Below are 25,267 nucleotides of genomic sequence, written 5' to 3'. Positions count from 1 at the left end.
TCATTAGCTCCGGGTGTTTTTCTTGTTCATGGACTTGACGTCCAGAACTTCGGGCGCTTGCGCCTCGTGGGGATGCTCGGCACCGGCATAAACGCGCAGGTTGGTCATCTGCTTGCGCGACAGGCGGTTGCCCGGCAGCATGCGCTTGACCGCTTGGGTCACGACGCGTTCGGGATGTGCACCTTCCAGAATCTGCTGTTTGGTGCGCGACTTGATGCCGCCCGGGTGGCCAGTGTGCCAGTAGAAGTTCTCTTCGCGCTTCTTGCCGGTCATCTGGATCTTGTCAGCGTTGATCACGATGACGTTGTCGCCCATGTCCATGTTCGGGGTGAACGACGCTTTGTGCTTGCCACGCAGACGCATGGCGACGATCGAGGCAAGACGGCCCAGAACAACGCCCTCGGCGTCGATCAGGATCCATTTCTTGTCGATGTCTGCAGGTGTTGCAGAAAAGGTTTTCATGGCAGGATAGTCCTGTTTGATGTGAAAGACCGCCCCAAGCGAGGCGGCCCGAATTCGATGGATGCGTATCTAGACACCCACGATTGCGACGTCAAGCGACCCAATGCTATTTAAATAGTTTTAAAACAATAACTTACAAAATAGGTATTATTTTACCCCATATTTCTGATGTGGAATTCTCCCAAATTCAACACTCTGATACACTAGGTAGGAATTGATCGCGTCCAGCCACGGAGAGTTGCATGCAGGATTTGATGTACACAATTGAAAGTTACGGTGCCGCCTGGCAGGAAAAGTCCTCAGGAAAACGGTTTGAGTTCTTGGCGCATTGTTTTGCGGAAAACGGTCGATATGTGGATCCAACAGCTGATGTTTCGGGGCGTGAGCGTTTGAATGCTCATATTGGAGAGATTCTTGAAAGCTCGAATGGGCGCGTTGAAATCACCAGCAGTCCGGTTTCGCACCACGATGTCGTTCACTTCACTTGGCATATGGTGGCGCCCGACGGCGCAATCATGGTGGCCGGGCATGATTTCATTCGATTGGACGAAGATGGAAAGATCGCTCATCTGGCCGGATTTTTTGGCGATCCGCCCCCGCTGACCTGAATGCTAGACGCTGATCTGTTCCGGTGGATTGTCCAGCAACGCGCGCAGCCTCAGCATTGCGTCTTCGAACCGTTCCAAAGAAACGTGACCATTCATGGCGATGCGTACTGCATTCGGCGCGCGCCCATCGCGCAGGGCAAATTCATCCGCTGATCTGAGTTGAATGCCTTCTCGTTCGGCCGCGCGGCTGAACGCGGCAGAGCGCCACCCCGATGGCAGGTTCAGCCAGACGAAAGGCACGTCCGGAGCCCAGTTCAGATCGAACCCCCCCAGCGCATTGACGGTAATCCGGACATAGTCACCCATCCGCTTGCGCACATCCTGGGCAATTTGGCGGGTACGCGGGTCCGACAGCAGCAACCGCGTGAGTTCGGCCAGGGGTTGAGCCAAGCCAAAATACCCATATTCGGCAGATCGACGCAGATCGACACTGCGATCCTTTGGAGCAATGGCGAAACCCACGCGCAGCGCCGGTGTGAGTATCTTTGAAATGGACGACACGTGCCACCCTCGCTCGGGTGCAAGGGCGCGAAAGCTGGGTTCTTTGGCGTCCCCCATTCGATAGCAATCATCCTCAACGATCTGGACATCAAATTTCCGTGCGATCTCAACGATTTCTTTGCGTCTTTCCAAAGGCGTGTGTGTTGCGGTCGGGTTTTGAACTTCGGGTGACACGCATACCGCCTGCGCCGGGGTTTGGCGCAGAACATGTTCCATTGCTTCGGGATCGATACCCCATTTGTCCATCCGAATTCCGACCACCTCGGCGCGCATCAACTCTCCGGCACGACGGAAACCGGCGTAAGACAGGTCTTCAACCAAAACGACCGGCTTGGGCCCTTGCAGGATGGTTTGAAACACCAAGCATAGCCCATTCTGCCCCCCATGGGTCAGGACAATGTCATCATCGTTCAGTGGCCCCAGCGGAAGATCCGACAGCCAGTCAACCACAGCCTGTCGCATGGGCTGGTACGCATCGCGTGTGGGGTAGTTCATGAATAATGCGGGATCGGATTGAGAGACTTTCTGCAAGCACTCGCGGATCAACGACACCTGCCCAATATCCACCAGCCTGGGGCTGAACAGGCTGACATGGTGGGTGTTCTGCGCCTCGGCCAGATGAAGCTGCCGGGACCAGACATCATCCAGAATCGGAGATTTTGGCGGGGCTACGAATGTACCACGTCCGACCTCGGCTTGTAGCAACCCCTCATCGGTGAGAATCGTATAGGCGCGCGCGACAGTGCCGGGTGTAATTTGCAATCGATACGCCAGCTCCCGCACCGGTGGCAGTTTGGTGCCGATATCCAAAGTTTTGTTATCAATAGCTTTTCGTATTGTGTCGGCAACCAAAGTATACTTTGGCCCCTTGGACTTTGGCAGCGCGCTTGGCCAAATTGTACCCATTACAATTCTTCCTTTGCCTTTGACACAATTTCAAATGTATCAAACTTATGTACCAAGCAATACTGTTTTGTGTCAATACAATTTGAAAGGAATTCCGAGATGACACGCACAATGCACACCCCCGCCCTTCTGCTGCTGAACGACAGCCCACGGCTGCCTCTGCTCGCTGCTCTGGCCGTGCGGTTTGCGGCGGCGGTCACTCAATGGGAACGCCGCCGCCGCAGCCGCGTCAATCTGGGCTATCTGGATGACCGTCTGCTTCAGGACGTCGGGCTGACCCGCCATCAGGCTGGCCGGGAAACAAAGCGCTTTTTCTGGCACCCCTGACTGATCCCCAGTCCCAATTTATTGGGACCTCTTCCTGGGCCGGGGCCTGTCCCCGGCCTTTTTTATCCGAAATTCGCGGCAGCAGACCCTACCGGCGGCAGGGAATAGGTCATCGTTGCCCGCGCAACCGGAAGATCACTGCCTTCCGAGTACAAAAGCACATCCCCAACGGCCAGTGTTCTTCCCAGCTTCAACAGACGACAGGCCGCAATCATATCGGCGCCACCATCCGGTTTGCGCAGGAAATCAAAAGAACTGTTGGTGGTGACGGCCAATGACTGACGCCCTTTTCGCGCCAGAACCATCGCATAGACACTGACATCGGCAAGCCCGAACATCGACGGGCCTGACACCGTGCCTCCGGGGCGCAGGTGTTGGTCCTGAACCACAAGGCGCATGGTGATCGTGTCTTCGGTCAAGTCTTCGACGACGAAATCCTTGTGCACCTGAGGGAACACCTCTTTGAGGTATTGTGACAGTTCGTCCCGGTTCATTTCCAAAGCCATACTTCCCCTCCTGCTCTTGCCGACCTAGAGTTGGCCCAACTTGGGATCGGAGGGCAAGATGACAATTCTGGAACGTAACGACACTGGCGCGGTTGCAAGGCTTACGATGAACGCGCCGGACCGGCTGAACGCATTGAGTGACGAGATGCTGGCTGCGCTGCAAGCCGAGCTTGATGCACTGCGCGACGACAGCGCGATCCGGGCCGTGGTCCTGTCGGGGGCAGGAAAGGCGTTTTGTGCCGGGCATGATTTGAAACAGATGACGGCCGGACGCCAGTCGGAAGATGGCGGCAAGGCCTACTTTCAAGATCTCTTTTCCCGTTGCGCCCGGATGATGATGTCGATCCAATCCCTGCCGCAACCCGTTATCGCGCAAGTCCATGGCATTGCGACCGCCGCCGGGTGTCAGCTGGTTGCAACCTGCGACATGGCGGTGGCCGCGGAAGGTACACGGTTTGGCGTCAACGGGGTCAATATCGGCCTGTTCTGTTCCACGCCGATGGTGGCTCTCAGCCGCAACATCCCCAGAAAGCAGGCTTTTGAAATGCTGACCACCGGCGAGTTCATTTCAGCGGAACGCGCCGCCGATCTGGGCCTGGTAAACCGTGTCGTTCCTGAAGAGGCGCTGGAACAAGAAGCCAACGGGCTGGCGGAACTGGTCGCATCCAAGCTTGGCGTGGCCGTGAAGATCGGCAAGGAAGCGTTCTATCAACAGCTGCAAATGCCTTTGGATCAGGCTTATGCCTATACCGGAGACGCAATGGCGCAGAATATGTTGTACCGCGATACAGAAGAAGGCATTTCCGCCTTTATTGAAAAGCGCCCCCCGAATTGGACCCAATGACGCAATTGTTTTGAACATTTTTTGCCACTGTTTTCATTTTAGCACTTTCCAAAAGGGCAACTCTGTGGCAAAGCTGGGTCGAGGCTAAGGCCTCAGTACACTTTTGGGTCGCCGTGGGCGGAAGGTCCCTCCAGCTGGTCTCTCTCACCAGCGCTGACATTCCCGCAGCGGCGACCCCAAGACCCCTCCACCAGATCAGTCACAAAAAATACGGCAGTTGCGCCTGTCTGTGCGGTGCCCTATGTGGCTGCACATGACACAAGTTTTGCATATCGTGGGCGGTGGAATGGCCGGGTCCGAAGCGGCCTGGCAAGCCGCTGAAATGGGCGTTGACGTGATCATTCATGAAATGCGTCCCACCGTTGGCACCTTCGCACATCAGACAGGAAACCTGGCAGAAATGGTGTGTTCAAACTCATTCCGATCGGATGACGATGAACAGAATGCCGTCGGCCTGCTGCATTGGGAAATGCGGGCAGCCAATGGGTTGATCATGACCACAGCCTATGAACATCGCCTGCCGGCCGGTGGTGCGCTCGCCGTGGACCGCGACCCGTTTGCCGAAACGGTCACCGCAAAACTCCGCGCACATCCGCGTGTGACGGTAACAGACGAAGAAGTGACCACCCTTCCCGATGATGGGCAGTGGATCTTCGCGACCGGCCCTTTGACCTCACCCGCATTGGGGGAAGCCATCCGGGCGGAAACGGGATCGGACGCGCTGGCGTTTTTTGATGCGATCGCGCCCATTGTCTACGCCGACAGCATCGACATGAGCAAAGCGTGGATGCAATCCCGGTACGACAAAGGCGAGACCGAGGAAGAGCGCACGGCTTACCTGAACTGCCCGATGGACCGTGTTCAATACGAGGCTTTCATCGACGCCCTTCTGGCTGCGGACAAAACCGAGTTTCACGAAGGTGAGACCGCAGGCTATTTTGATGGCTGTCTTCCGATTGAAGTCATGGCCGAACGCGGACGCGAGACCCTGCGCCACGGTCCGATGAAGCCGGTTGGGTTGACAAACCCTCATGCGCCTGACGTCAAACCTCATGCCGTTGTTCAGTTGCGGCGCGATAACGCATTGGGCACATTGTTCAACATCGTAGGGTTCCAGACCAAGATGAAATACGGAGCCCAGACCGACGTGTTCCGCATGATCCCCGGTCTGGAAAACGCCAGCTTTGCCCGGCTGGGTGGCATCCACCGCAACACGTTCATCAACTCTCCCACCCTGCTCGATGCACAGATGCGCTTGAAATCCAAGCCCAACATCCGCTTTGCCGGCCAGATTACGGGCGTCGAAGGCTATGTTGAAAGCGCCGCGATGGGATTGCTTGCCGGTCGCATGGCCGCCGCGGAAATACTGGGGCGTGACTTGCCCGAAGTACCCAAAGACAGTGCAATGGGTGCGTTGATCCATCACATTACCGGCGGGGCCGAAGCCAAGACGTTTCAGCCGATGAACGTAAACTTTGGCCTGTTCCGCCCTGTGGACGGCCTGAAAGGCGGGCGGCGCGGCCGGAAAGACCGGTACAAGGCCTATACCGATCGCGCCAAGACAGAATGGCAAACCTGGTTGGATCAATGCTAACTGGACGCGCGGCGTGATCTCGGCCTAGCATGACGGGATGAGCGACAAGTTCCTGGACAGCACCTACAATCTCGACACGCCCGAAAACACTGAAACGCATTATCAGAACTGGGCCGCGACCTACGAAAAAGAGGTCGCGGAACAGGGATATGCAACCCCGGGACGGGTGGCCGCGGCTTTGTGGCAATTCCACCCTCACCCCCAAACGCCGATTCTGGACTTCGGCTGCGGAACGGGGCTTTCCGGTCTCGCCCTGCGGGCGGCGGGATTTGAGGTCATCGATGGTATCGACCCCACCCCCAAAATGCTGGAAGAGGCAGAGGCCAAGGGTGTTTACCGAACCCTTACCGGGTTTGACATCACCAAGCCAGCCCCGCTCAGGCCCGAAGCGTATTCGGTGATCACGGCCATCGGTGTCATCGGCCAGGGCGCGGCGCCGCCCGAGACATTCGACCTGTTGATGCATGCCTTGCCAAAAGGTGGGATGTTGGCGTTTTCACTGAACGACCATGCGCTGTCAGATCACAAATTCACCTGCCGCGTGACGGATTGGGTCGACATGGGTGCCGCACGTTTGCTATTTCGTGAATACGGGCCGCACTTGCCCGGCATCAACCTTAACTCTGACGTGTATGTATTAGAAAAAGCGTGACTTTCGTAACGCGTTTCGCGCCATCCCCGACCGGTCCACTTCACCTTGGGCACGCCTATTCTGCGATGATCGCCAGCGACATGGCCAGATCCGAAAATGGACAGTTCTTGCTGCGCATCGAAGATATCGATCGGTCCCGCTCGCGTCCGCACTGGGAGGATCAGATCTACGATGACCTCAATTGGTTGGGGCTGACCTGGCCGGAACCGGTTCTGCGTCAATCAGATCGGCTGAGTATCTATGATCGCGCGTTGGATCGGTTGTGGAAAAAGGGTCTTCTGTATCCTTGCCTGTGCAATCGCAAAGATATTGCCGCCGCCGCAAGCGCGCCCCAGGAAGGCGCGCCCTTGCTTGGGCCAGACGGAATTATCTATCCAGGTACGTGCCGAAAAGTAAAACAGGGTAAAGACTTACGCCAGAACCCTCATCCAAGAGACCAAGTGTTGCGACTGGACGTTGCCAAAGCCTGTCGAACAATCCGCGATCCGGACAGGTTCCAATTCTTGGAACTGGGCTCCGGCCCCGGTGGCGAAACAGGAACAATTGCTTTTACCCCGGATGAGATGGAAACCAGTGTGGGCGATATCGTTCTGGCTCGCCGAGACATGGGCACGTCCTACCATTTGTCCGTCGTTCTTGACGACGCGGCCCAGGGGATCACCCGTGTGGTTCGCGGTCAGGATCTGTTCGAAGCCACCCGCATCCATGTTCTGCTTCAGGTGCTGTTGGATTTGCCTACACCCGAGTATTTCCACCACGATCTGGTCCGCGATGACGCCGGCAAACGGCTGGCGAAACGCGACGATGCGCGTGCGATCGCGAAATACCGGGCCGAAGGTGCCAGCCCGGCAGACATCCGGCACATGGTGGGGCTTTGATCTGGCTCGGTTACTCCATCGGGGCCATCAGTTCGGTCTCGGCCCCGTCCCGCACCGCAGTATAAAAGCACGTCCGGCGGTTGGTGTGACAGGCAGCACCGGTTTGACGCACCAGAACCAACAGGCAATCGCGGTCACAATCGATGCGGAAGTCCACCAGTTCCTGCACATGGCCCGAGGTTTCGCCCTTGATCCAGAAGGACTGACGCGAGCGTGACCAATAGGTCACCCTGCCCGTTTCCAGTGTCTTTTCAACGGCCTGCGCATTCATCCATGCCATCATTAGAACTTCACCCGACACCTGGTCCTGCGCAATTGCCGGAATCAGTCCCGCTTCGTTATATTTCAGAGTCGATGGATCAAACGCGACGGGGTGAGACATGACAAAAACCTTTTGCATCCGTTGGGCTGGCCACTATGTATGAGGAACACACGACGAGGGAAAGCCATGAGCGGGGAGAACGACCTGATCAAGCTGTATTCCGGACGCATTCTGGCGCTGGCGGCGGACATCCCGCATCTGGACCGGTTGGAAAACCCGGATGCAACGGTCAAGAAACGCGCGCCTCTTTGCGGCTCTACCGTGACGGTGGATCTGAAGGTTCAGGATGGTCGCGTCAGCGCCTTCGGACAGGACGTCAAAGCCTGCGCGTTGGGTCAGGCATCCGCTTCGGTGGTTGGCGACGCGATCATTGGCGCAACGCGTGCTCAGGTCGAAGCGGCGCGCGATCAGCTTGCTGCGATGTTGAAAAAGGATGGCCCCGCCCCGGACGCGCCCTTTGACGGTCTTGAGGTCCTGATGCCGGCGCGGGACTACAAGAACCGCCACGCGTCAATACTGCTGGCACTGGACGCCACTGCGGAAGCCATGGCGAAGGCGGAACAGGCCCATTGCGCCTGATTGTAGCTATTTGAGACAAACCCGTTTACCTTCCGCACAGATTTAAGGAGGGATGGGTATTGAATAATCTGCTTGAGCATTTCGTGACCCTTTGGGTCGTCATTGACCCGATTGGTACAATTCCCGTTTTCATTGCCGTCACTGCGGGGCTGGAGGCCGCCGCGCGTCGCAAGATAGCTTTGTTGGCATCGATAATAAGTGCCGGTGTTCTTTTGTTCTTCCTAGTGTTTGGGCAACTGCTGATCGAAGCGCTGGATATCGGTTTGAATTCATTTCAGGTCGCAGGCGGTATCATCCTGTTTCTGTTCGCTCTGACCATGATCTTTGGCGAAAGCAAACAGGAAATAGAACAGCGTCAGGCAGAAGAGGATCAGGAAGACAAGTACCACAAGCAGAATCCCGCGATATTTCCTCTTGCCGTTCCATCTCTGGCTTCACCCGGTGCGATGCTGGCGGTCGTCATCCTGACGGACAACCATCGATACAGTGCGGTAGATCAAGGAATTACCGCGTTGGTCATGCTCTTGGTTCTGGTTGTTGCCTTTATTCTCATGCTTCTGGCGGAACCGATCATTCGCCTGATTGGTCACTCAGGAGCAGCGATCATCAGCCGTATCATGGGGATGATCCTGGCCTCGGTCGCGGTCAATTCGGTCCTGTCCGCATTGCTTGAGATTTTCAAAACCGGCCAGCTGTAAAAAAGCCGCCGCACCTTCCGGGCGAAAGGGCGGCGGCAGGCATTGCGTGTCTCGCGTGGGGTCCGGATTACCGCACGGGGCCGAGGCATGGCCCCTCAAGGGGTTTGGGACAGGCAGGTCACCCTTGACTGAAATGGGGATGACAGCGCGGTTTTTTCGGCACGAGATCGCAGGCAGAAAGGCTTAGAATCCAACCGGAAGGTGCAGGGCGACCATCAAGATCACGACCAGAGACATCACGCCCACGGCATCCTGTAGGATTGTCGATTGCGAGCGGCTGAATACGGTCTTGATCTGGGTCAGCATAGGGTCACCTCCGGTCAGAGTTTTAATCCTTTGTTGACCTTTTGTTCTCATATTTACCCGAGTCGGTAAAGAACTTTTTGAGAACATTTGTGATCTTTTTGGAACTTCCTGCCTAACCTACTGAAATCAAACGGATCGCCTGATCCTGTTTCATCAGCCACAAAATTACGCGCGCCGCGCGGCCCCGGTCCGAGGTCAGCTTGGGATCCGCATTCAGCAATGCCCGGGCATCGGATTGGGCCACGGCCATCAAGCCCGCCTGACGCTCTAGATCCGCAATGCGGAACTTCGGCAGACCGGACTGAGCGGTTCCGATCAGATCCCCGGCACCACGCATTTCCAGATCGGTTTCCGAGATAAGGAACCCGTCTTCGGTTTCGCGCAGAACCTCCAACCGCTTACGTCCCCCCTCGCTGAGCGGTGGTTGATACATCAACAAACACGTCGATTCCGCATCACCACGGCCCACGCGACCGCGCAATTGATGCAGTTGGGCCAGACCAAAGATTTCGGCCCGTTCGATGACCATGATCGTGGCATTGGGCACGTTGACCCCCACTTCAATGACGGTCGTGGCCACAAGAACCTTGGTGGCCCCATTCTGGAATGCAGACATTGCCGCGTCTTTTTCGGCCGGCGGCATCTGCCCATGAACCAGCCCGACCACACCTTCGCCCAATATGGCACGCAAGCGTTTGAATCGTTCTTCAGCGGCCGTCAGGTCCGAAACCTCTGATTCATCGACCAAGGGGCAGACCCAATAGCACTGCCGCCCCTCATCAATCGCGCGACGCAGGTGGGATACGACCTCGTCCATGCGCTGCGTGCTGACTATCGCCGTCTTGATCGGTTTGCGCCCCGGCGGCTTTTCGTCCAGCACCGACACATCCATGTCGCCATATTGCGCCAGCGCCAGACTGCGTGGAATAGGTGTGGCAGTCATCACCAATACATCCGCGCCCTGCCCTTTTTCCGACAGCTCCATCCTCTGACGCACGCCAAACCGATGCTGTTCATCAACTATGGCCAAGCGCAGCGCTTTGAATTCAACATCACTCTGAAACACGGCATGGGTGCCGACCAGAATTTGGATATTGCCATTTTTCAAAGCCTCAAGCTTGGCGCGCCGCTCTGCGCCCTTGTCACGCCCGGTGAGCAGTTCAAGCACCACTCCGGCCTCTTCCGCCAACGGGCGCAACCCTTCCAGATGTTGGCGCGCAAGGATCTCGGTCGGGGCCATCATCACGCCCTGTCCGCCTGCCTCGACCGCGATCAGAAGGGCCATGAAGGCCACCAATGTCTTGCCGGCCCCCACGTCACCCTGCAACAATCGGTTCATGCGGGCGTCCGATGCCATATCGGCCGCGATTTCCTCGATCGCGCGGCTTTGCGCGCCGGTCGGACGATAAGGAAGACTGGCCAACACCCTGGATTGCAACGCGCCTGTCCCTACGCTGACGACACCACGGGATTTCCGCTCTCGCTGACGCGCCAGAGCCAACGTCATCTGATGCGCGAACAGCTCGTCATAGGCCAGACGCTGACGCGCGGGCGCAAACGCTGAGACATCATCAGCCCCTTGAGGATTGTGACCGGCTCGAATTGCCGAAATCCAATCCGGCCAGTTTTGCTGTGCCATCTGCGCAGGGTCGATCCATTCCGCCAGCTCAGGCGCACGCGCCAACGCGCTGCGGCTGACCTTGAACGCCGTTTTCTGGGTCAACCCATGTGTCAGATGGTATACCGGTTCAAATTCCGGAATCTCACCGGCTTGCTCGACCGGCAACATATGATCCGGATGCACCATCTGAGCCATGCCGTCGAACAGCTCCAGCTTGCCCGAGATCACACGGCGCGCGCCCTGAGGCAGCACTTTCTTCAGATAGTCACCGCGCGCGTGAAAGAACACCAGCTGAAAATCGGCCTGACTGTCTTCGACATGCACGCGGTAAGCGCCTCCCTTGTTGCGCGGCGGCCTGTGTGGGCCGACCGTCACTTCGACGGTCAACGTGGCGGGCAGATCGACGCCCTGAATCGTCTCTCGCCGGCGTCGGTCGACGACGGCATAGGGCAAGCCGAACAGAACGTCGCGTGGGCTCTCAACGCCGGCCTGTTCCAGGACTTGCGCGGTTTTGGGGCCAACGCCCTCGAGTGTTTCCAGCCCCGCAAACAGCGGGAACAGCTGTTCCGGCCTCCCGCTCATGCGCCTTCGATCAGCTGCAACCAGCCATCCTCATCCAGGGTTTCGATACCCAGCTCTGCCGCTTTCCTGGCTTTCGAACCTGCACCGGGCCCGGCGACCAGAATATCGGTTTTCTTGCTGACGGAACCGGAAACCTTCGCACCCAACGCCTCGGCCCGGGCCTTGGCCTCGGCGCGGGTCATCTTTTCCAACGTCCCGGTGAACACAACCGTCTTGCCAGCCACCGGGCTGTCTGAGGCGGGCGCATCAGGTGCGATTATTTTCAATTCCTTGCGCAACGTATCGAACGCGCGCCTCTCTTCCACGTTCGAAAACGCATCGGAGAGAGACAGACCCAGCGTTGCGCCGATCCCGTCAATTCCGATCAATTCCGCCCAGGCGGCATTGGCATCCGGCGGAACACACGCCGCGGCGATGGCAGCATCCCGGGCTTCCTTGACACGCGCCCGACGACCTTCTGCCAGCGCGGCCGCCCGTTCGGCATCTTCCGCCGCATCCGCTTGCCGCTGCGCCAGAGCTGCCGCGCGCGCGGTGTCCAGGGCTTGTGTCAGGGTCTCCCAATCGCGGTAATACAGCGCCAGATCGCGTGCTCCGACTTCACCTACATGTCGAATACCCAAAGCAAACAACAGGCGCGCAAACGGAATGGTCCGCTTTTCGTCGATCGCGGCAAACAGATTTCTGGCCGAGGTTTCCCCCCACCCATCCCGGTTTTTCAGCCGAGCCAGATTGGCCCTGTCACGCTGTTCCAATGTAAAGATATCCGCCGGAGTCTTTATCGGAAGGATCGGATCATCATAGAACATCTCGATCTGTTTCGCGCCAAGGCCTTCAATGTCAAACGCTTTGCGCGAGACGAAATGTTTCAGTTTTTCAACGGCCTGCGCGGGGCAAATCAAGCCACCGGTGCAGCGGCGGACTGCATCGCCTTCTTCACGGATCGCCTCGCTTTGACATTCCGGACAGCGCGTCGGAAAGATAAAGGGCTGCGAACCGGCCGGGCGTTTGGACAGATCAACATCTGACAGTTTCGGAATCACATCCCCGGCGCGGTATACCTGAACCCAGTCACCGACACGTATATCCTTGCCATCGCGGATCGTGCCGCCCTTGGCATCGCGTCCCGCGATATAGTCTTCGTTGTGCAATGTGGCGTTGGACACGACAACACCACCCACAGTCACTGGATGCAACCGGGCAACCGGGCTAAGCGCGCCTGTGCGACCGACCTGAATGTCGATCGCCTCCAGCCTCGTCCAGGCCAGTTCGGCCGGAAACTTGTGTGCGATCGCCCATCGCGGTGTGGTTGAGCGAAACCCCAAACGCGCCTGAAGCGACAGATCATTCACCTTGTAGACAACCCCGTCGATGTCATAGCCCAAGGTGGAACGTTGCGCTTCGATATCCCGGTAATGCTCCAACATCTCTTGCGTCGTTGCGCACAGACGGATCAGCGGATTCGTCGAAAAACCAAGTGATTTAAGCCGCTCGATCGCCCCCATCTGCGAGTCGGACAATGGTTCCGAAACCTCTCCCCAGGCGTAAGCAAAGAAACGCAGCGGGCGCGAGCGCGTGATTTCCGGATCCAGTTGCCGCAAAGACCCCGCCGCCGCGTTTCTTGGATTGGCAAAGGGTTTGCCGCCTCGCTCGGCCTGCCGCGCGTTCAACGCCTCGAAATCCGCATGAGACATGTAAACCTCACCCCTGACTTCCAGAACCTCGGGCGCGTTTTGCAGGTGTTGCGGGATATCGGATACCGTGCGGGCATTGGCCGTTACATTTTCACCGACTTCACCATCTCCACGCGTCGCAGCCTGAACAAGCTGACCGTTTTCATACCGCAATGACAGGGACAGGCCATCAATCTTGGGTTCGGCCGTGTAGGCAAGGCTTTCCCCAGAGCCAAGGCCCAGGTATTTCCGGATCGATCTGTCGAAATCTGCCACGTCCTCATCATCGAAAGCGTTGCCCAGCGACATCATGCGCACGGCGTGCGTGACTTTCGAAAAACCATCAGCAGGCTTTGCACCCACTTGATCCGTCGGGCTGTCGGGACGCTTGAGGTGAGGGAAGCGCGCTTCTATCTCGGCATTGCGCCGTTTGAGAGCATCATAGTCGGCATCCGACATGTCAGGCGCGTCAGCCGTGTGATACAGCGTGTTCGCTTTCGACAATAGTTCGGCCAGACGTGCAAGTTCGGCACGTGCCTCATCTTCTGTCAGCTCGGATATGGAAATCGGTTTACTCATGGCCTCGCCCTGTCACGCGTACTTGGACCTCAGTGATAGGGCGAGGCCATGGCCAGGTCCAGACGTGCTGAGCCGTGAGTGCAATGTGCCGCCCTGGACCACCGGCGGCACTGGTGTTTCAAATCAGAGACCGACTGCCATCCGTGTTTCGTCCAGCGTGTTGCTTTGCGGATCTCGCAGCACATAGCCACGGCCCCAGACGGTTTCGATATAGTTCTCACCGCCGGTCGCATTGCTGAGCTTTTTGCGCAGTTTGCAGATGAACACATCGATAATTTTCAGCTCGGGTTCATCCATGCCGCCATAGAGGTGATTCAGAAACATTTCCTTGGTCAGAGTCGTCCCCTTGCGCAGGCTGAGCAGCTCGAGCATCTGGTATTCCTTGCCGGTCAAATGAACGGTCTTGCCATCCACTTCCACGGTTTTTGCATCAAGGTTCACCGCAATACGCCCTGTATGAATAATCGACTGCGAATGCCCTTTGGAACGGCGGATAATGGCATGGATGCGCGCCACCAATTCTTCGCGATGGAAGGGCTTGGTCAGATAATCATCCGCACCAAATCCAAAGCCTTTGATCTTGCTTTCAGTATCATCAGCGCCGGACAGAATCAGAATCGGCGTTTCCACCCTTGCGATCCGCAACTGGCGCAGAACCTCATGCCCGTTCATGTCCGGCAGGTTCAGATCCAGCAAGATCAGGTCGTAGTCATAGAGTTTCGCCAGATCGATTCCTTCTTCGCCAAGATCCGTCGCATAGACGTTCAGGTTCGCATGCGTCAGCATCAATTCGATGCTTTTGGACGTGGTCGGATCATCCTCGACTAGAAGTATGCGCATTTTTCACTGCTCCAATTCGGGTCAATAATTCCAATTGAAATTAAACCTGACCAAGAATGGTTAATCTGACGTTACCGTTGAATCATTTATTCACGCTCTCCTTTAGGTTGTCGATACTTTTTTAGCGCCGTCGCTTTCAACGCCTCGACGCCGTGTTCCGCGACCAAGGAAACCCAACCGTTGAATTCTTCGTCGCTCAGGCCGTATTTCTTTTTTGCGTCAGACAGGCTGATCAGCCCGTAAAGCACGCCGCGCACGACAAGAATTTTGCGTGACGCCACCCATCGCCTTGTGTTCGCCGGCGGTAAATCCGCATGCGTCAAAATGGATCCATCCGGCAGAGCAACAGACCTTGGCCCTTCAACTTTGTGCAAATACATCGCTTTACCCTTCTTGCTGCACCAAAGCTGACCTCAGCCTACTTAAAGTCGCGTGAAACCGCCCCTTGAGAGTGTGTAGAATTTTCATATATTCTGCCGGTCTTTCTTAACCCGGACTGGAATCTGCAATGGCCCTCGATACCGAGACCCCGCTGAACTCGCTTGGCTTTGCCAAACCGCCCTCGGAAACGCGGGTCGTTGTGGCGATGTCGGGAGGCGTCGACAGTTCCGTTGTCGCGGCCTATCTGGCCGATCAGGGCTATGATGTGGTCGGTGTGACGTTGCAGCTTTATGACCACGGCGCGGCGTTGGCCAAGAAAGGTGCCTGTTGCGCTGGAATCGATATTCATGATGCGCGCCGCGTGGCGGAAGAGCGTGGATTTCCACATTACGTTCTGGATTACGAGAACATCTTCAAGGATGCCGTGATCGACGAGTTCGCCGACAGCTATCTGGCAGGCGCAACGCCGGTTCCCTGCATCCGCTGCAACGAGCGCGTGAAATTCAAGGATCTTCTGGAAACCGCCAAGGATCTCGAGGCAGACTGCATGGCTACCGGCCACTACATTCAGCGCAAGATGGGCGCCAACGGTCCGGAACTGCACAACGCCGAAGACGCCAATCGCGATCAGTCCTATTTCCTGTTCTCGACCACACCCGAGCAACTGAACTTCCTGCGTTTCCCGCTGGGCCACCTGCCGTCAAAAGACGCAACCCGTGAGATGGCGGCGCAGTATGGGCTGTCCGTGGCGGACAAGCCCGACAGTCAGGATATCTGCTTCGTACCTGACGGCAACTATGCCAGCGTCATCGAAAAACTGCGCCCCGGAGCTGCGGAACCCGGCGAGATCGTTCACGCCGATGGCCGCGTTCTGGCGCAGCACAACGGTGTAATCCACTATACGATCGGGCAGCGTCGCGGTCTTGGCATCGGCGGCCTCAGCGAGCCGCTTTACGTCGTCAAACTGGACGTCGACAAAAAGCAGGTCGTTGTCGGCCCGAAAGAGATGCTGGCAACGCGCGTCGTTCCGGTGCGCGAGATCAACTGGCTGGGCGATGAACCCTTCACGTCACGCGATGAATGGCACCTGTCCGTCAAGGTCCGCTCGACCCGCCCGCCGCGCGAGGCGATCATTCGGCCGCTGTCGGACACCACGGCCGAGGTCGAACTGCTGACCCCCGAGGAAGGTATCTCGCCAGGGCAGGCCTGTGTGTTTTACGCGAACGAGGGCAGCCGCGTATTCGGCGGCGGCTGGATCTGGCGCGGGTATTAAGCTGAAACCGGTTTGACCTCGGGTTCGATCTGAATCTGCAATGCATCGTTGAACCGATTGAACGCACCGCACAAGGCGATGCGCCAGGTCAGTTCGACGATCTGAGCATCCGTGAACCATTCCCTCAGCTCCGCCACTTCGGCATCCTTCATGCGGCCCGACCGGATCGTCACGGCTTTGGCATAGCGGACAACCGCCTTGTCACAGGCATCCAGTTCCGGATGATCCTCGACGTCTGGCAGACGCGCCGCACCTTCGGGGCTCAGCCCCGCCACGGCCAGCAGCGGTGTGTGATGCGAGACGCAATAATCGCAGGCATTCAGTTTCGAAACCGTCACCATGGCCAGTTCCAACGCACGGCGCGGCAGGTTCTCCTGCTCTCGCAAGGTTGTCAGCATTCCCGTGACATGGTTCAGAACCGGAGGGCAATACGCCGCAACGCGGGCCCAGTTGTCAAACGGACCATACGCGCCCAATGCTGCGTGGGATGCGCGCGCGTCGGCGGTCATGTCCTGATCCGACAAAGGGGGAATGCGGGTCATGTCGAAAGCTCCTTTTTCTGAATCACGATACCTTGGACCTGCATCACTGCAACAGACCTTTGCAGGTCACATATGCGAGACGAAGCGCTCTCTTTGCCGGGTCACAGCATGTCGGTGGGAGAGTTGAAGAGAATATAGAGCCCGACGCAGACCATGATATATGGCGCAATCCGATCCAGCCGGGCAACGCGCGGGCCAAGGCTTTTGGCGTGGGGTGCCCCCCATGCCGCAACAACAACCAGCAAGGCGGCCGCGCTGGCGGCACCGATCAACGCCACGACCCGATAGGACGGCGCCGAATCCGCAAGCAGAGGGGTCATTACCGCAAAACTGTCTATCGAGAGGCTCAGGAAAAGCGTCACCACCGAAGTAACGGCCCCTTTTGACACAGCACCTTCGTTGTCCGCCTCGCGAAACTGATGCCAGATTCCGCGCAAGCCAAACACCAATGGGACAAGGCCAAGGTAGCCGATCCAAAACGGAAGGCCGCTCTGGTTCAGGCCCACGGCCACGGTCATGGCCAGGGAAAGTACGATCGTCTGAGCGACCGCAAAGCCCACGATCGCACGGCGCTGTTCCATCACCAGAATCAAGCCCAACAAGACAGCAAGATTGTCCAGATTGGTAGAGATCATCGCGATCCCCGCAGAGACTCCAAACAGCGCGTGATCAAGCATTGCGTGGCTGCATTCTGTTCAAAACCGCCCGCGCCGCGCGCAAGCCGGGTGCTTCGCCCCCTCGCCCCAACCTGTCCATTGTCAGGTTCATGGCGTGCTGTTGCGCGTCGGGTGCGTCGGCTACCTTTCGCAAGGCTTCGGCGATCTTTTCAGGCTGACAATCATCCAGCAGGCATTCCGGCACGGCGCGCGTGTCCGAGACCAGATTGACCAGAGTAACGGTGTCCAGTTTGACCATCCGTTCTGCCACCTTCTGCGTCAGCCAGTTGAGTTTGTACGCAATCACCATCGGCGTATTCTGCGCCGCAAGTTCCAGCGAAACCGTCCCCGAGGCCGCCAGGGCAAGATCTGCGGCGCCAAAGGCTGCACGTTTGTCGGCTGTGGCTTGCTCTGCGCCTGCATTGCGAGGGTCCAGCACCACGGGGGTGCCGGGCCATTTTCGCACCACCTCATTTACCAGATCGGTTGTCGCACCAACGGTCGGGATCACCACGCGGTAATTCGGGTGGGCATCGACGAACAACCGCAACGCGCCGCCGAAAGACTCTGCAAGGCGTTCGATCTCACCCCGCCGTGACCCGGGCAAAGCCAGCAGGATTGGGGCGTCAGCCAGATCGAAGCGGTTCCGAAAGGCCGCGATCTCGTCTGGTGTGGCAATCGGCTCGCTGGCCACAGGATGACCGACAAAGTCGCAGTCCATCCCTGCCCGCTCCATGTACGGAGGTTCAAAAGGAAGAAGCGCCAGCACATGATCGATGACCTTTGCCATCTTGTCTGCACGCCCGGGGCGCCAGGCCCAGACACTGGGCGCGACATAATGCACGGTTCGGATTTTGCTGTTGGCTTTGACGATCTTGGCGACGCGCAAGCTGAAATCAGGGCTGTCTATCGTAATCAATACATCCGGTTTCGTGTCTAGCACCGCCTGTGCTGTCTCGGAAATACGTCGTTTCAGGTGGAAAAACTTCGGCAGAACTTCAACAAGCCCCATGACCGAAAGCTCGGACATGGGAAACCGGCTGCGCAGACCCTGCGCTTGCATCAACGGGCCACCGACCCCGTCGAATTCAACATCAGGCACCAGGGTTTTCAACCCCTCCATCAGCGCACCGCCCAACCGGTCACCCGAAGGTTCACCGGCGACCAGAAAGACACGCATCAGACCGCCCGCTCGAGGATATAAAGGAACAGACCCAGGCGATTGCATTCAGCGATGACACGATCTTTTTCCAGAACCAGCACACCGCCTTTTTCCAATACGATCCCGGACAAACCTGCCGCAACCGTATCGGTGACGGTTTCCGGCCCGATAGCGGGCAAATCGGCGCGCCGATCCTGATCGGGTTTGGGACCTTTGAACAGAATGCCGCCGCCTGCGTCGGGGCGTTGCGTCAGGGAGTGCAGCATCCACGCGGTACCGAACACCCCCTCGATAGCCAGCGCCTGCCCTTTGGACACGGCACAGGCCTGCCCGGTATCAGCCGCCCCCATTGCCCGAAGAATCCCGGCGGCGCGGTCAGCGTCGGCCATATCGGCATCCGAGGGCTGGGCCTCGGTCAGACATCCCACAGGCGGCAACAAACCGGGCGCGATCTCATGCGCGGCCCGCAAGTGTAGACCGGCCCCCTCGAGAATTCCGATCACGGCGCGCAAAGCTCCGTCATCCCCGGACAGGATGGCTTTTTGGATGATCGGAACCAACGGCAGCGTCGCGGCGTCGATGCGCGAGGGGTCGATTGGCGGGCGCCGAACAGCGCCGGCAAGGCAGATTTCAGTCACGCCCCGCGTCTTCAGGTCAGCGATGAAACTGCCCAACTGTTCCAAAGGAAACACGACATCTGCGCTCAGGGTGTCCGGCAGAAACCCCTCCATCGCGCAGATCAGGGGACGTTCTGCCAACTGCGCAACAACTTCGGTCGGCAGCGCCCCAGTTCCCGCAATCAACGCAAGCATGACCCTATTTCCTCGGGGTCAGGAATGATCGGTCACTATGGCCGGTGACGAAATCCACGATCTGCTGCACATAGTCGCTTTCGTTGCCTTCACCGATCCGACTGGCGCGATCCATAAAGGTGCCTTCGCCGTCGGACAATTCCTTGAAGGCCGCGCGCAGCGCCGAGATATCTTCGCGTGATACACCCTTGCGCTTGAGACCGACAAGGTTCAAGCCATCCAGCTCACCTCGCGACGCCTGTACCAGGCCATAAGGAATAACATCCTTGGGTACCATGGTCAGCGCGCCAATAATGGCCCCGCGTCCAACGCGCACCCATTGATGCAGCCCGGAAATGCCGCCGACGATCACGTCATCTTCGACGATGCAATGCCCCGCCGCGCCTGCATGGTTGACCATGATCACACGGTTGCCGATCTGAACATCATGGGCCACGTGAACCCCCGCCATCAGCAGGCAGTCGTCACCGATCCGCGTGACACCACCGCCACCTTGGGTTCCGGTATTGATTGTCACATGCTCGCGAATGCGATTGCGTTTGCCAATCTCAAGACGGGTGTTTTCGCCACTGAACTTCAAATCCTGAGGGATCTCACCAATCACCGAGAAATTGAACACAACGGTATCTTCGCCGATCGAGGTGTCACCCGTCACGACCACGTGCGATTTCAACTCGACCCGATCGGCCAGTTTCACCTGTGCGCCCACATGGCAGAAGGGACCGATGATGCAATCCTGTCCAATCTGCGCACCGTCTTCGATAATTGCGCTGGGATGGACTCCGTTCATGTTGTTTTTTCCATATCCCAGTCGACATAGGCCGAGAATTCCGCCTCGGCGGCCACGTCACCTTCGACGGTGGCACGGCCGCTGAACTTGAACAGCTTGCCGCCTTTTTTCCCGCGCACGGTTTCCACATGCATTTCCAGCACATCACCGGGCACGACCTTGCGACGGAATTTGCACTTGTCGATGCTCATAAAGTAAATCAACAGCTCGGTGTCGATGACGTCCATTCCAACACCCAGCATCACACCGGCGGTCTGTGCCATTGCCTCGACAATGGTGACGCCCGGCATGATCGGCGTACCGGGGAAATGCCCCTGAAAATGCGGTTCATTCATGGTGACATTCTTGATTCCGCGCGCCGACTGATAGCCCGAAATATCTACCACCTTGTCGACAAGCAAAAACGGATAGCGGTGCGGCAGAATCCTCTGGATCAGCTGAATGTCTGCGCTTTTGGTTTCTGTGCTCATGGTGCAGATATCCCGTTTTGGATGTTTCTTTTTTTGCGTGGTTAGCAATACAGCACTGCAAGGGCAAGCGAACCTATTCGCCCTGCCCCTCTTGCAAATCGCTTCCATCACCAATCGCGGCGTTTATTTGGAGGATCGCGGCTTCGGTGATGTCGGAAGTGCTGACGACGACATTGGATCGCTCGATCATCACGCTGGCCCCAATTTCGCGCAACAGATCGACAAGTACGGGGCGCACGATCTCGGAAAAGGTCTGCTGGGCTTCTTCGCTGCGACGGGCCAGAACGTCCAGCTTTGCCCTTTGCCCCTCGCGATGGGACTGAACCTTGAGATCAAACGCCTCGGCCAGGGGGCGGAACTCGTCGGCCGTCATGATGGCGCGCTGCTCGGTGAGTTCCTTTTCTTCGCGGCTCAATTCCGCGACAATCCGTTGGTTTTCTTCGGCCAGTAACGCGCTTTCCTTTTCGATTTCGCGCAAAACGCGCTGTCCGAAGGCAGACTTGGCAAACAGCTCTTCACTGGACAGGGTGACCACACTGGCTTGAGGCACACCAAGCTGCTGAGCATCTGCCAAAGGCGCCAGGACCATCGTCAAAAACGCACACAGGGCCCAAAGCGGGCCCCGTGTTCTGCCAAGCAATCTGTTCAGCATCGCGGATCAGAACCGGGCCTGGATCGTAAAGTCAAAGTTCTGCTCCTTGTCGAAAGATTCTTTCTTGAGAGGCTGCGAAAAGTTGAACTGCAACGGCCCGAACGGAGTTTCCCACAGCACCGAAATGCCGATCACGTGGCGGATCGATCCGTTTGCACCTACAATAGTTGAACCTGCCGTATTGACGTTGTCGATGTTGTAGAGGTTGCCGACATCATAGAACAGGCCACCACGCAGCCCCAATTCCTCGGGCAGTCCTAGCGGGAAATCGGTTTCGAACCGGGCAACCCAGTAATAGTTGCCCCCGATTGCGTCATCCTGACCGTTGGACAGGTCACGCGGTCCGATACCCGCTGGTTCGAAACCCCGGAAGGTATTGGGCCCCAGCACGAACCGGTCCACAGTGCGGCTGAAATCGTTTCCGCGCCAGTGCAGAGCGCCCAGCTCCATCGTTGCCCGAAGCACCACCTCTTCGTTCCATACTCGGGTTTGCGCGATACCACGCGCCGTGGTCTTGAAGTATTTGTTGTCCCCACCAAGTCCGGCGGCATCAACGCCAATCTCGAACAGAAAGCCGGTATTGGGGTCCAGACCGCCGAGACGGCTGTCATAAATGTACGACAGTCCCAAAGAGCTGGACGTCCGTTTGCCCTGCGCGATTTCAGAAGCAATCACCGCACCGTTAACTTCGTTGTCCTGCTGCGTCATCTCGCTGCGGTCCCAGCGATAACGGAGCCGCAACGCCGACAATTCACCAATCGCATAGGTCAGCTGTGGTGCAAAGAAAAGACTGCTTGTGTCGTAACTTGCAAACCCGGAATTGGTGGCCGACAGCCCCAGACCAATGTCAAAGCGCAGCTTGCGGCCCAGCAGGTAAGGCTCGGTGAAGCTGAGCGTGTATTGTTCCGAGTCCTGCGCGGTCGAGATCGACACACCGAGGTTCTGGCCACGACCCAGGAAGTTGGATTCGTTCAGACCGACCGCAATCCCGAAACCGTCCGTAACCGAGTAGCTGCCGCCAAGGCTCAGCGAGCCGGTAGGTTGTTCTTCAACGTCCACATCCAGAATGACTTGGCTGGGCGAAGATCCTTCGCGCGGTTCGACTTCCGCGACAGCGAAGAAACCCAGGGCATTGATGCGCTCGGCGGCCTGACGGATTTCGCGGGGATTGAACGGGTCTCCTTCGACGGTGTCGAACTGACGGCGGATCACCCGGTCCAGGGTGGTTGTGTTGCCTTCAATATCGATCCGCTCGACAAAAATCCGAGGACCTTTTGTCAGGACAAATTCGATATCCAAAGTCAGATCGCGGTCATTGCGTGTGACACGTGGTTCCACCCGAAGGAAATCCACGCCTTGTTTCAGACCCAGACGTTCCTGGCGTGTAATGGAGTTTTCAACCAGAGACGGTGTATAGGTTACGCCGGGCTTGATCTTCAACGCGTCCTGATAAGGGGCCGGATCCACGCCCGGAATCTCACTGACGGTCGTGATCTTACCGAACGAGAATTTCTGGCCTTCGGTTACATTCATCACCAGGAAAAACGCATCCCGTTCACGGGTAAATTCGACGTTGGCGCTGTTCACGCGGAAGTCGACATAGCCTCGTGACAGGTAGAAGTCCCGGATGACCTGCTTGTCGAACTCGATACGATCGCCGATGAACGTGTCGTTCCGGAAGAACGTCCGCAGAAACGTTGCCTGCTTGGTTTCCAGAACGCGGCGCAAGCGTCGGTCGGAAAAGGCACGGTTGCCGACAAAGCTGACACGTTCCACCTCGATGGTCGTGCCTTCGGCCACTTCAAAAACCAGATCAACCCGGTTGTCGCTGCGGCGGATAATCCGAGGGATCACGGTCGCGGCAACACGGCCTTGGGCTGAGTACACTTCAGCAATCATATCGGCGTCAGACTCGGCCACCTGAGGGGTAAAGACGCGGCGCGGCTGAGATTCGATGACGTCCAGCAGAACGTCGTCCTTGACACGGGCGTTGCCCTCGATGCTGATCTGGTTGATCGTCGGATATTCCTGAACCGTGATGACCAGCGTCGAGCCGCGCGGCGTCAGTTCGACTGTTTCAAATACACCACTGTCAAGCAAACGCTGATAGGCATCATTGAGTTGGCCCGCAGTTACGGTCTGGCCAGGTTCGATTCCCGTTCGGGCGATGATCGTACCGGTTTCGATCCGGCGATTGCCCTCAACGTCAAAGGAATTGATCGTAAAGTTTTGCGCCTGTGCTGCATGCGGAAAAGTCATTAAGCTTGCAGCAACAAAAAGGAAAAGAACCGCTAGCGCCTGCCACAAAATATTGTTTGTTGGCATTTGCTGCCCGCAGGATGTGCCCGCCCCTCGCCTGTCAGTCATTTTATGCTCTACCCAGAATTTAAGACTTTAATGCTGAGTAGCGGGATTGAATGAGCTTGTCAAAAGGCGAAATCGAAGCAACCGCGCAGACTGCCAGTCAATTTGTCGACGTTGATTTCAGCAAGAATCACATGGCCGCCAGATAGGCGGCACCTGCCATAGCCAAAGCCGTAACCGCAAAGCTCAGCAGAACATCCCAATTCAACACGAACAGGAAGCTAAAGCTCTGATACGATTTTTTCAGCGTTTTGGTCATGGCTTTTCCCTCAGACGCAAAGAGAATAGCGCTCAAATAAGGCGATAATGCGGCTCAATTTTGCACCGAGCGCCACAATCAGCAGAACAGATCGTTGCTTACTGAAAACAGCATGAGGGTGAGGATTATCGTGATCCCTAGCCCCATGAGCACCCGCAAGGCCCCGTCACTGGGTGGTTTCCCTGCAATGGCTTCATAGGCGTAGAACACGAGATGCCCGCCATCCAATGCCGGGATCGGAAACAGGTTCAGCAATCCGACCGCCGTCGACAGAACCGCGATGAAGAAAATGAAGTTCTGCGCCCCCTGGCTGGCCATTGCCCCCGAGGTTTCGGCGATTCCGATCGGTCCCGAGATGTTGCAGGTGCTGATTGCACCCGTCACCATGTGCCACATGCCCGACAGCGACCCTTCGATAATGCGACCCGTCTGCCTGACACCGCCGGTCAGTGAATCCAGAATACCAGCCGGTTCAGTTGCCGGCTCCAACATCATGCCCCCAATGATCCCAATCCGCCAATGGGTGACGAAACCGCCTTCCGGCTGAGGTTCATCCGTGCGTCGGGGGGCCAATGCGAATTCCAGCTCGGATCCATCCCGCCAGACGTCCAAAAGCAGAACCCGGCCGTCGGACCCTTCGACAAAATCCTTCAGCTGCTCGAAGGCAAAGATCGGTTCCCCGTTCACCGCCGTGATGACATCGCCTTGTTTCAGTTGAATATCCATCGCCGCGCTGCGTGGGGCCACTTGGCGGATCAGGGGTGGAAACATCCATGGTGCTTGAACATCCAGGGTTTCACCGTCCCGGATAACCGTGTAGTCCAGAACCGGTTCCACAGGCAGCGCCTCGATAAAGTCCTGCCAGGCCCCCTCTTCATCGTAATCAGGTGTCGGAATACCGGCGATGGCCGTGATCACATCACCTTCTCTCAGTTCCTGCACGGTGCCGGGCAAGGGTTTCAACGATCCGACTGTCAGCGGCTCTTTCGATACGCCCTGTGACCAGAAGATCAGACCGAAAACCAGAATGGACATTGCAAAATTGAAGACAGGCCCGGCCGCGACCGTGGCGGCACGCGCCCACAAAGGGGCGCCGTGCATGGTGCGGCGCAGCTCTTCCGGGCTTTGGGTTGCGATGCCTTCCATCGCCTCTTCATCCTTGCCGGATGCGGCATTGGCATCGCCCAGGAACTTTACATAGCCCCCAAACGGCAGCAACGCGATCTGCCATCTGGTTCCCCGCTTGTCGATACGGCTCCACAGAACCGGGCCAAACCCGATCGAGAAGACCTCGGCATGGATACCGGACCAGCGCCCCACAATGTAATGTCCGTATTCGTGCACCGCGACGATGACCGACAACGCGATGACAAACGCGACAATCGTCCAGAGAAGATTGCCAAATTGGGGGATTAGCGAAAGTACGTCCAA

General features: G+C 57.5%; 28 protein-coding genes. 9 read left to right on the top strand and 19 right to left on the bottom strand.

Annotated elements, in window-relative coordinates; translation table 11 throughout:
• Positions 1 to 3: 3 nt before the first annotated feature.
• Positions 4 to 462 (bottom strand): 50S ribosomal protein L13, encoded by a 459-nt coding sequence (rplM, locus tag NOR97_RS07380; RefSeq protein ID WP_152457950.1) that lies wholly within the window; start codon positions 460 to 462, stop codon positions 4 to 6.
• A gap of 242 nt (positions 463 to 704) precedes the next feature.
• Between rplM and NOR97_RS07375 the strand changes: the two genes are divergently transcribed.
• Positions 705 to 1,070, top strand: coding sequence for a nuclear transport factor 2 family protein (locus tag NOR97_RS07375; protein ID WP_170344334.1), 366 nt, complete (start codon positions 705 to 707; stop codon positions 1,068 to 1,070).
• A 3-nt stretch (positions 1,071 to 1,073) separates the two neighbouring features.
• Here the strand turns inward: NOR97_RS07375 and NOR97_RS07370 are convergent, their stop codons facing one another.
• Positions 1,074 to 2,477 (bottom strand): PLP-dependent aminotransferase family protein, encoded by a 1,404-nt coding sequence (locus tag NOR97_RS07370; protein ID WP_257600712.1) that lies wholly within the window; start codon positions 2,475 to 2,477, stop codon positions 1,074 to 1,076.
• Between the two features lie 99 nt (positions 2,478 to 2,576).
• On the opposite strand from NOR97_RS07370, the gene NOR97_RS07365 reads away from it, so the two are divergent.
• A complete protein-coding gene (locus NOR97_RS07365; RefSeq protein ID WP_257600711.1) occupies positions 2,577 to 2,804 on the top strand; it encodes a DUF1127 domain-containing protein in 228 nt (75 codons plus the stop codon).
• A 62-nt stretch (positions 2,805 to 2,866) separates the two neighbouring features.
• On the opposite strand, the gene NOR97_RS07360 is transcribed toward NOR97_RS07365, so the two are convergent.
• The gene (locus NOR97_RS07360) at positions 2,867 to 3,310 is read right to left on the bottom strand and encodes a PaaI family thioesterase (protein WP_257600710.1); all 444 of its coding nucleotides are present in this window, start codon (positions 3,308 to 3,310) and stop codon (positions 2,867 to 2,869) included.
• A 58-nt stretch (positions 3,311 to 3,368) separates the two neighbouring features.
• On the opposite strand from NOR97_RS07360, the gene NOR97_RS07355 reads away from it, so the two are divergent.
• The 4 genes from NOR97_RS07355 to gluQRS all read left to right on the top strand — a co-directional run bounded on the left by NOR97_RS07355 (position 3,369) and on the right by gluQRS (position 7,278).
• On the top strand, positions 3,369 to 4,154 hold the full coding sequence (locus NOR97_RS07355) for an enoyl-CoA hydratase (RefSeq protein WP_170344339.1): 786 nt from the start codon (positions 3,369 to 3,371) through the stop codon (positions 4,152 to 4,154).
• Between the two features lie 253 nt (positions 4,155 to 4,407).
• Complete coding sequence (trmFO, locus tag NOR97_RS07350; RefSeq protein WP_257600709.1) at positions 4,408 to 5,748, top strand: methylenetetrahydrofolate--tRNA-(uracil(54)-C(5))-methyltransferase (FADH(2)-oxidizing) TrmFO; 1,341 nt, start codon at positions 4,408 to 4,410, stop codon at positions 5,746 to 5,748.
• A 37-nt stretch (positions 5,749 to 5,785) separates the two neighbouring features.
• Positions 5,786 to 6,400 carry a class I SAM-dependent methyltransferase gene (locus NOR97_RS07345; protein ID WP_257600708.1) on the top strand — a complete coding sequence of 205 codons (615 nt, stop codon included), beginning with the start codon at positions 5,786 to 5,788 and terminating at the stop codon, positions 6,398 to 6,400.
• Entirely contained in the window at positions 6,397 to 7,278 is an 882-nt protein-coding gene (gene gluQRS, locus NOR97_RS07340) for a tRNA glutamyl-Q(34) synthetase GluQRS (protein WP_170344342.1), read from the top strand. The genes NOR97_RS07345 and gluQRS overlap by 4 nt, the downstream gene beginning before the upstream one ends.
• Positions 7,279 to 7,288: 10 nt before the next feature.
• Here gluQRS and hisI read toward each other — a convergent pair whose 3' ends face one another.
• Positions 7,289 to 7,678 (bottom strand): phosphoribosyl-AMP cyclohydrolase, encoded by a 390-nt coding sequence (gene hisI, locus NOR97_RS07335; protein WP_170344343.1) that lies wholly within the window; start codon positions 7,676 to 7,678, stop codon positions 7,289 to 7,291.
• A gap of 48 nt (positions 7,679 to 7,726) precedes the next feature.
• Between hisI and NOR97_RS07330 the strand changes: the two genes are divergently transcribed.
• On the top strand, positions 7,727 to 8,179 hold the full coding sequence (locus NOR97_RS07330; RefSeq protein WP_257600707.1) for an iron-sulfur cluster assembly scaffold protein: 453 nt from the start codon (positions 7,727 to 7,729) through the stop codon (positions 8,177 to 8,179).
• Positions 8,180 to 8,238: 59 nt separating this feature from the next.
• Positions 8,239 to 8,877 (top strand): MarC family protein, encoded by a 639-nt coding sequence (locus NOR97_RS07325; protein WP_257600706.1) that lies wholly within the window; start codon positions 8,239 to 8,241, stop codon positions 8,875 to 8,877.
• A gap of 183 nt (positions 8,878 to 9,060) precedes the next feature.
• Here NOR97_RS07325 and NOR97_RS07320 read toward each other — a convergent pair whose 3' ends face one another.
• The 5 genes from NOR97_RS07320 to NOR97_RS07300 form a co-directional block, all read right to left on the bottom strand.
• A complete protein-coding gene (locus NOR97_RS07320; RefSeq protein WP_256367496.1) occupies positions 9,061 to 9,183 on the bottom strand; it encodes a hypothetical protein in 123 nt (40 codons plus the stop codon).
• A 112-nt stretch (positions 9,184 to 9,295) separates the two neighbouring features.
• Positions 9,296 to 11,386: an ATP-dependent DNA helicase RecG gene (gene recG / locus NOR97_RS07315; protein ID WP_257600705.1), complete on the bottom strand. Its 2,091-nt coding sequence runs from the start codon at positions 11,384 to 11,386 to the stop codon at positions 9,296 to 9,298.
• Positions 11,383 to 13,635, bottom strand: coding sequence for an NAD-dependent DNA ligase LigA (gene ligA, locus NOR97_RS07310; protein ID WP_257600704.1), 2,253 nt, complete (start codon positions 13,633 to 13,635; stop codon positions 11,383 to 11,385). Before ligA ends, recG begins: the two co-directional genes overlap by 4 nt.
• A gap of 123 nt (positions 13,636 to 13,758) precedes the next feature.
• Positions 13,759 to 14,475, bottom strand: a complete 717-nt coding sequence (ctrA, locus tag NOR97_RS07305; RefSeq protein WP_152457936.1) for a response regulator transcription factor CtrA — start codon at positions 14,473 to 14,475, stop codon at positions 13,759 to 13,761.
• A gap of 86 nt (positions 14,476 to 14,561) precedes the next feature.
• Positions 14,562 to 14,855, bottom strand: coding sequence for a DUF1153 domain-containing protein (locus tag NOR97_RS07300; RefSeq protein ID WP_170344350.1), 294 nt, complete (start codon positions 14,853 to 14,855; stop codon positions 14,562 to 14,564).
• A gap of 128 nt (positions 14,856 to 14,983) precedes the next feature.
• On the opposite strand from NOR97_RS07300, the gene mnmA reads away from it, so the two are divergent.
• Positions 14,984 to 16,129: a tRNA 2-thiouridine(34) synthase MnmA gene (gene mnmA, locus NOR97_RS07295; RefSeq protein WP_257600703.1), complete on the top strand. Its 1,146-nt coding sequence runs from the start codon at positions 14,984 to 14,986 to the stop codon at positions 16,127 to 16,129.
• Here the strand turns inward: mnmA and NOR97_RS07290 are convergent.
• The 10 genes from NOR97_RS07290 to rseP form a co-directional block, all read right to left on the bottom strand.
• Positions 16,126 to 16,671: a carboxymuconolactone decarboxylase family protein gene (locus NOR97_RS07290; RefSeq protein WP_257600702.1), complete on the bottom strand. Its 546-nt coding sequence runs from the start codon at positions 16,669 to 16,671 to the stop codon at positions 16,126 to 16,128. The genes mnmA and NOR97_RS07290 overlap by 4 nt on opposite strands.
• Positions 16,672 to 16,772: 101 nt before the next feature.
• Positions 16,773 to 17,306: a hypothetical protein gene (locus tag NOR97_RS07285; protein WP_257600701.1), complete on the bottom strand. Its 534-nt coding sequence runs from the start codon at positions 17,304 to 17,306 to the stop codon at positions 16,773 to 16,775.
• 34 nt (positions 17,307 to 17,340) lie between these two features.
• Positions 17,341 to 18,507, bottom strand: a complete 1,167-nt coding sequence (lpxB, locus tag NOR97_RS07280; protein ID WP_257600700.1) for a lipid-A-disaccharide synthase — start codon at positions 18,505 to 18,507, stop codon at positions 17,341 to 17,343.
• The gene (locus NOR97_RS07275) at positions 18,507 to 19,301 is read right to left on the bottom strand and encodes an LpxI family protein (RefSeq protein ID WP_257600699.1); all 795 of its coding nucleotides are present in this window, start codon (positions 19,299 to 19,301) and stop codon (positions 18,507 to 18,509) included. The genes lpxB and NOR97_RS07275 overlap by 1 nt, the downstream gene beginning before the upstream one ends.
• Before the next feature lie 4 nt (positions 19,302 to 19,305).
• Positions 19,306 to 20,091: an acyl-ACP--UDP-N-acetylglucosamine O-acyltransferase gene (gene lpxA, locus NOR97_RS07270; RefSeq protein ID WP_257600698.1), complete on the bottom strand. Its 786-nt coding sequence runs from the start codon at positions 20,089 to 20,091 to the stop codon at positions 19,306 to 19,308.
• Entirely contained in the window at positions 20,088 to 20,561 is a 474-nt protein-coding gene (gene fabZ, locus NOR97_RS07265; RefSeq protein WP_117869011.1) for a 3-hydroxyacyl-ACP dehydratase FabZ, read from the bottom strand. The genes lpxA and fabZ overlap by 4 nt, the downstream gene beginning before the upstream one ends.
• A 73-nt stretch (positions 20,562 to 20,634) precedes the next feature.
• Positions 20,635 to 21,150: an OmpH family outer membrane protein gene (locus tag NOR97_RS07260; protein WP_257600843.1), complete on the bottom strand. Its 516-nt coding sequence runs from the start codon at positions 21,148 to 21,150 to the stop codon at positions 20,635 to 20,637.
• A 69-nt stretch (positions 21,151 to 21,219) separates the two neighbouring features.
• Positions 21,220 to 23,472 (bottom strand): outer membrane protein assembly factor BamA, encoded by a 2,253-nt coding sequence (gene bamA, locus NOR97_RS07255; RefSeq protein WP_374041609.1) that lies wholly within the window; start codon positions 23,470 to 23,472, stop codon positions 21,220 to 21,222.
• A gap of 235 nt (positions 23,473 to 23,707) precedes the next feature.
• A complete protein-coding gene (locus NOR97_RS07250) occupies positions 23,708 to 23,836 on the bottom strand; it encodes a hypothetical protein (RefSeq protein ID WP_256367495.1) in 129 nt (42 codons plus the stop codon).
• A 78-nt stretch (positions 23,837 to 23,914) separates the two neighbouring features.
• Positions 23,915 to 25,267 (bottom strand): RIP metalloprotease RseP, encoded by a 1,353-nt coding sequence (gene rseP / locus NOR97_RS07245; RefSeq protein WP_257600696.1) that lies wholly within the window; start codon positions 25,265 to 25,267, stop codon positions 23,915 to 23,917.

The sequence above is a fragment of the Ruegeria sp. YS9 genome (assembly GCF_024628725.1).
Lineage (GTDB): Bacteria > Pseudomonadota > Alphaproteobacteria > Rhodobacterales > Rhodobacteraceae > Ruegeria > Ruegeria atlantica_C.
This window is presented reverse-complemented; position numbering and strand designations above follow the sequence as displayed.

What these genes read in the sequence shown, in the direction of transcription:
- NOR97_RS07290 (WP_257600702.1), bottom strand. Translation starts at nt 16,671, where the DNA reads ATGACCCGCATTCCCCCTTTGTCGGATCAGGACATGACCGCCGACGCG.
- trmFO (WP_257600709.1), top strand. Translation starts at nt 4,408, where the DNA reads ATGACACAAGTTTTGCATATCGTGGGCGGTGGAATGGCCGGGTCCGAA.
- ligA (WP_257600704.1), bottom strand. Translation starts at nt 13,635, where the DNA reads ATGAGTAAACCGATTTCCATATCCGAGCTGACAGAAGATGAGGCACGT.
- NOR97_RS07345 (WP_257600708.1), top strand. Translation starts at nt 5,786, where the DNA reads ATGAGCGACAAGTTCCTGGACAGCACCTACAATCTCGACACGCCCGAA.
- NOR97_RS07330 (WP_257600707.1), top strand. Translation starts at nt 7,727, where the DNA reads ATGAGCGGGGAGAACGACCTGATCAAGCTGTATTCCGGACGCATTCTG.
- NOR97_RS07300 (WP_170344350.1), bottom strand. Translation starts at nt 14,855, where the DNA reads ATGTATTTGCACAAAGTTGAAGGGCCAAGGTCTGTTGCTCTGCCGGAT.
- NOR97_RS07375 (WP_170344334.1), top strand. Translation starts at nt 705, where the DNA reads ATGCAGGATTTGATGTACACAATTGAAAGTTACGGTGCCGCCTGGCAG.
- fabZ (WP_117869011.1), bottom strand. Translation starts at nt 20,561, where the DNA reads ATGAGCACAGAAACCAAAAGCGCAGACATTCAGCTGATCCAGAGGATT.
- NOR97_RS07355 (WP_170344339.1), top strand. Translation starts at nt 3,369, where the DNA reads ATGACAATTCTGGAACGTAACGACACTGGCGCGGTTGCAAGGCTTACG.
- hisI (WP_170344343.1), bottom strand. Translation starts at nt 7,678, where the DNA reads ATGCAAAAGGTTTTTGTCATGTCTCACCCCGTCGCGTTTGATCCATCG.
- NOR97_RS07360 (WP_257600710.1), bottom strand. Translation starts at nt 3,310, where the DNA reads ATGGCTTTGGAAATGAACCGGGACGAACTGTCACAATACCTCAAAGAG.
- rplM (WP_152457950.1), bottom strand. Translation starts at nt 462, where the DNA reads ATGAAAACCTTTTCTGCAACACCTGCAGACATCGACAAGAAATGGATC.
- NOR97_RS07285 (WP_257600701.1), bottom strand. Translation starts at nt 17,306, where the DNA reads ATGATCTCTACCAATCTGGACAATCTTGCTGTCTTGTTGGGCTTGATT.
- NOR97_RS07260 (WP_257600843.1), bottom strand. Translation starts at nt 21,150, where the DNA reads ATGGTCCTGGCGCCTTTGGCAGATGCTCAGCAGCTTGGTGTGCCTCAA.
- ctrA (WP_152457936.1), bottom strand. Translation starts at nt 14,475, where the DNA reads ATGCGCATACTTCTAGTCGAGGATGATCCGACCACGTCCAAAAGCATC.
- NOR97_RS07275 (WP_257600699.1), bottom strand. Translation starts at nt 19,301, where the DNA reads ATGCTTGCGTTGATTGCGGGAACTGGGGCGCTGCCGACCGAAGTTGTT.
- bamA (WP_374041609.1), bottom strand. Translation starts at nt 23,472, where the DNA reads ATGACTTTTCCGCATGCAGCACAGGCGCAAAACTTTACGATCAATTCC.
- NOR97_RS07250 (WP_256367495.1), bottom strand. Translation starts at nt 23,836, where the DNA reads ATGACCAAAACGCTGAAAAAATCGTATCAGAGCTTTAGCTTCCTGTTC.
- lpxA (WP_257600698.1), bottom strand. Translation starts at nt 20,091, where the DNA reads ATGAACGGAGTCCATCCCAGCGCAATTATCGAAGACGGTGCGCAGATT.
- NOR97_RS07320 (WP_256367496.1), bottom strand. Translation starts at nt 9,183, where the DNA reads ATGCTGACCCAGATCAAGACCGTATTCAGCCGCTCGCAATCGACAATC.
- NOR97_RS07365 (WP_257600711.1), top strand. Translation starts at nt 2,577, where the DNA reads ATGACACGCACAATGCACACCCCCGCCCTTCTGCTGCTGAACGACAGC.
- lpxB (WP_257600700.1), bottom strand. Translation starts at nt 18,507, where the DNA reads ATGCGTGTCTTTCTGGTCGCCGGTGAACCTTCGGGTGACCGGTTGGGC.
- mnmA (WP_257600703.1), top strand. Translation starts at nt 14,984, where the DNA reads ATGGCCCTCGATACCGAGACCCCGCTGAACTCGCTTGGCTTTGCCAAA.
- recG (WP_257600705.1), bottom strand. Translation starts at nt 11,386, where the DNA reads ATGAGCGGGAGGCCGGAACAGCTGTTCCCGCTGTTTGCGGGGCTGGAA.
- NOR97_RS07370 (WP_257600712.1), bottom strand. Translation starts at nt 2,477, where the DNA reads ATGGGTACAATTTGGCCAAGCGCGCTGCCAAAGTCCAAGGGGCCAAAG.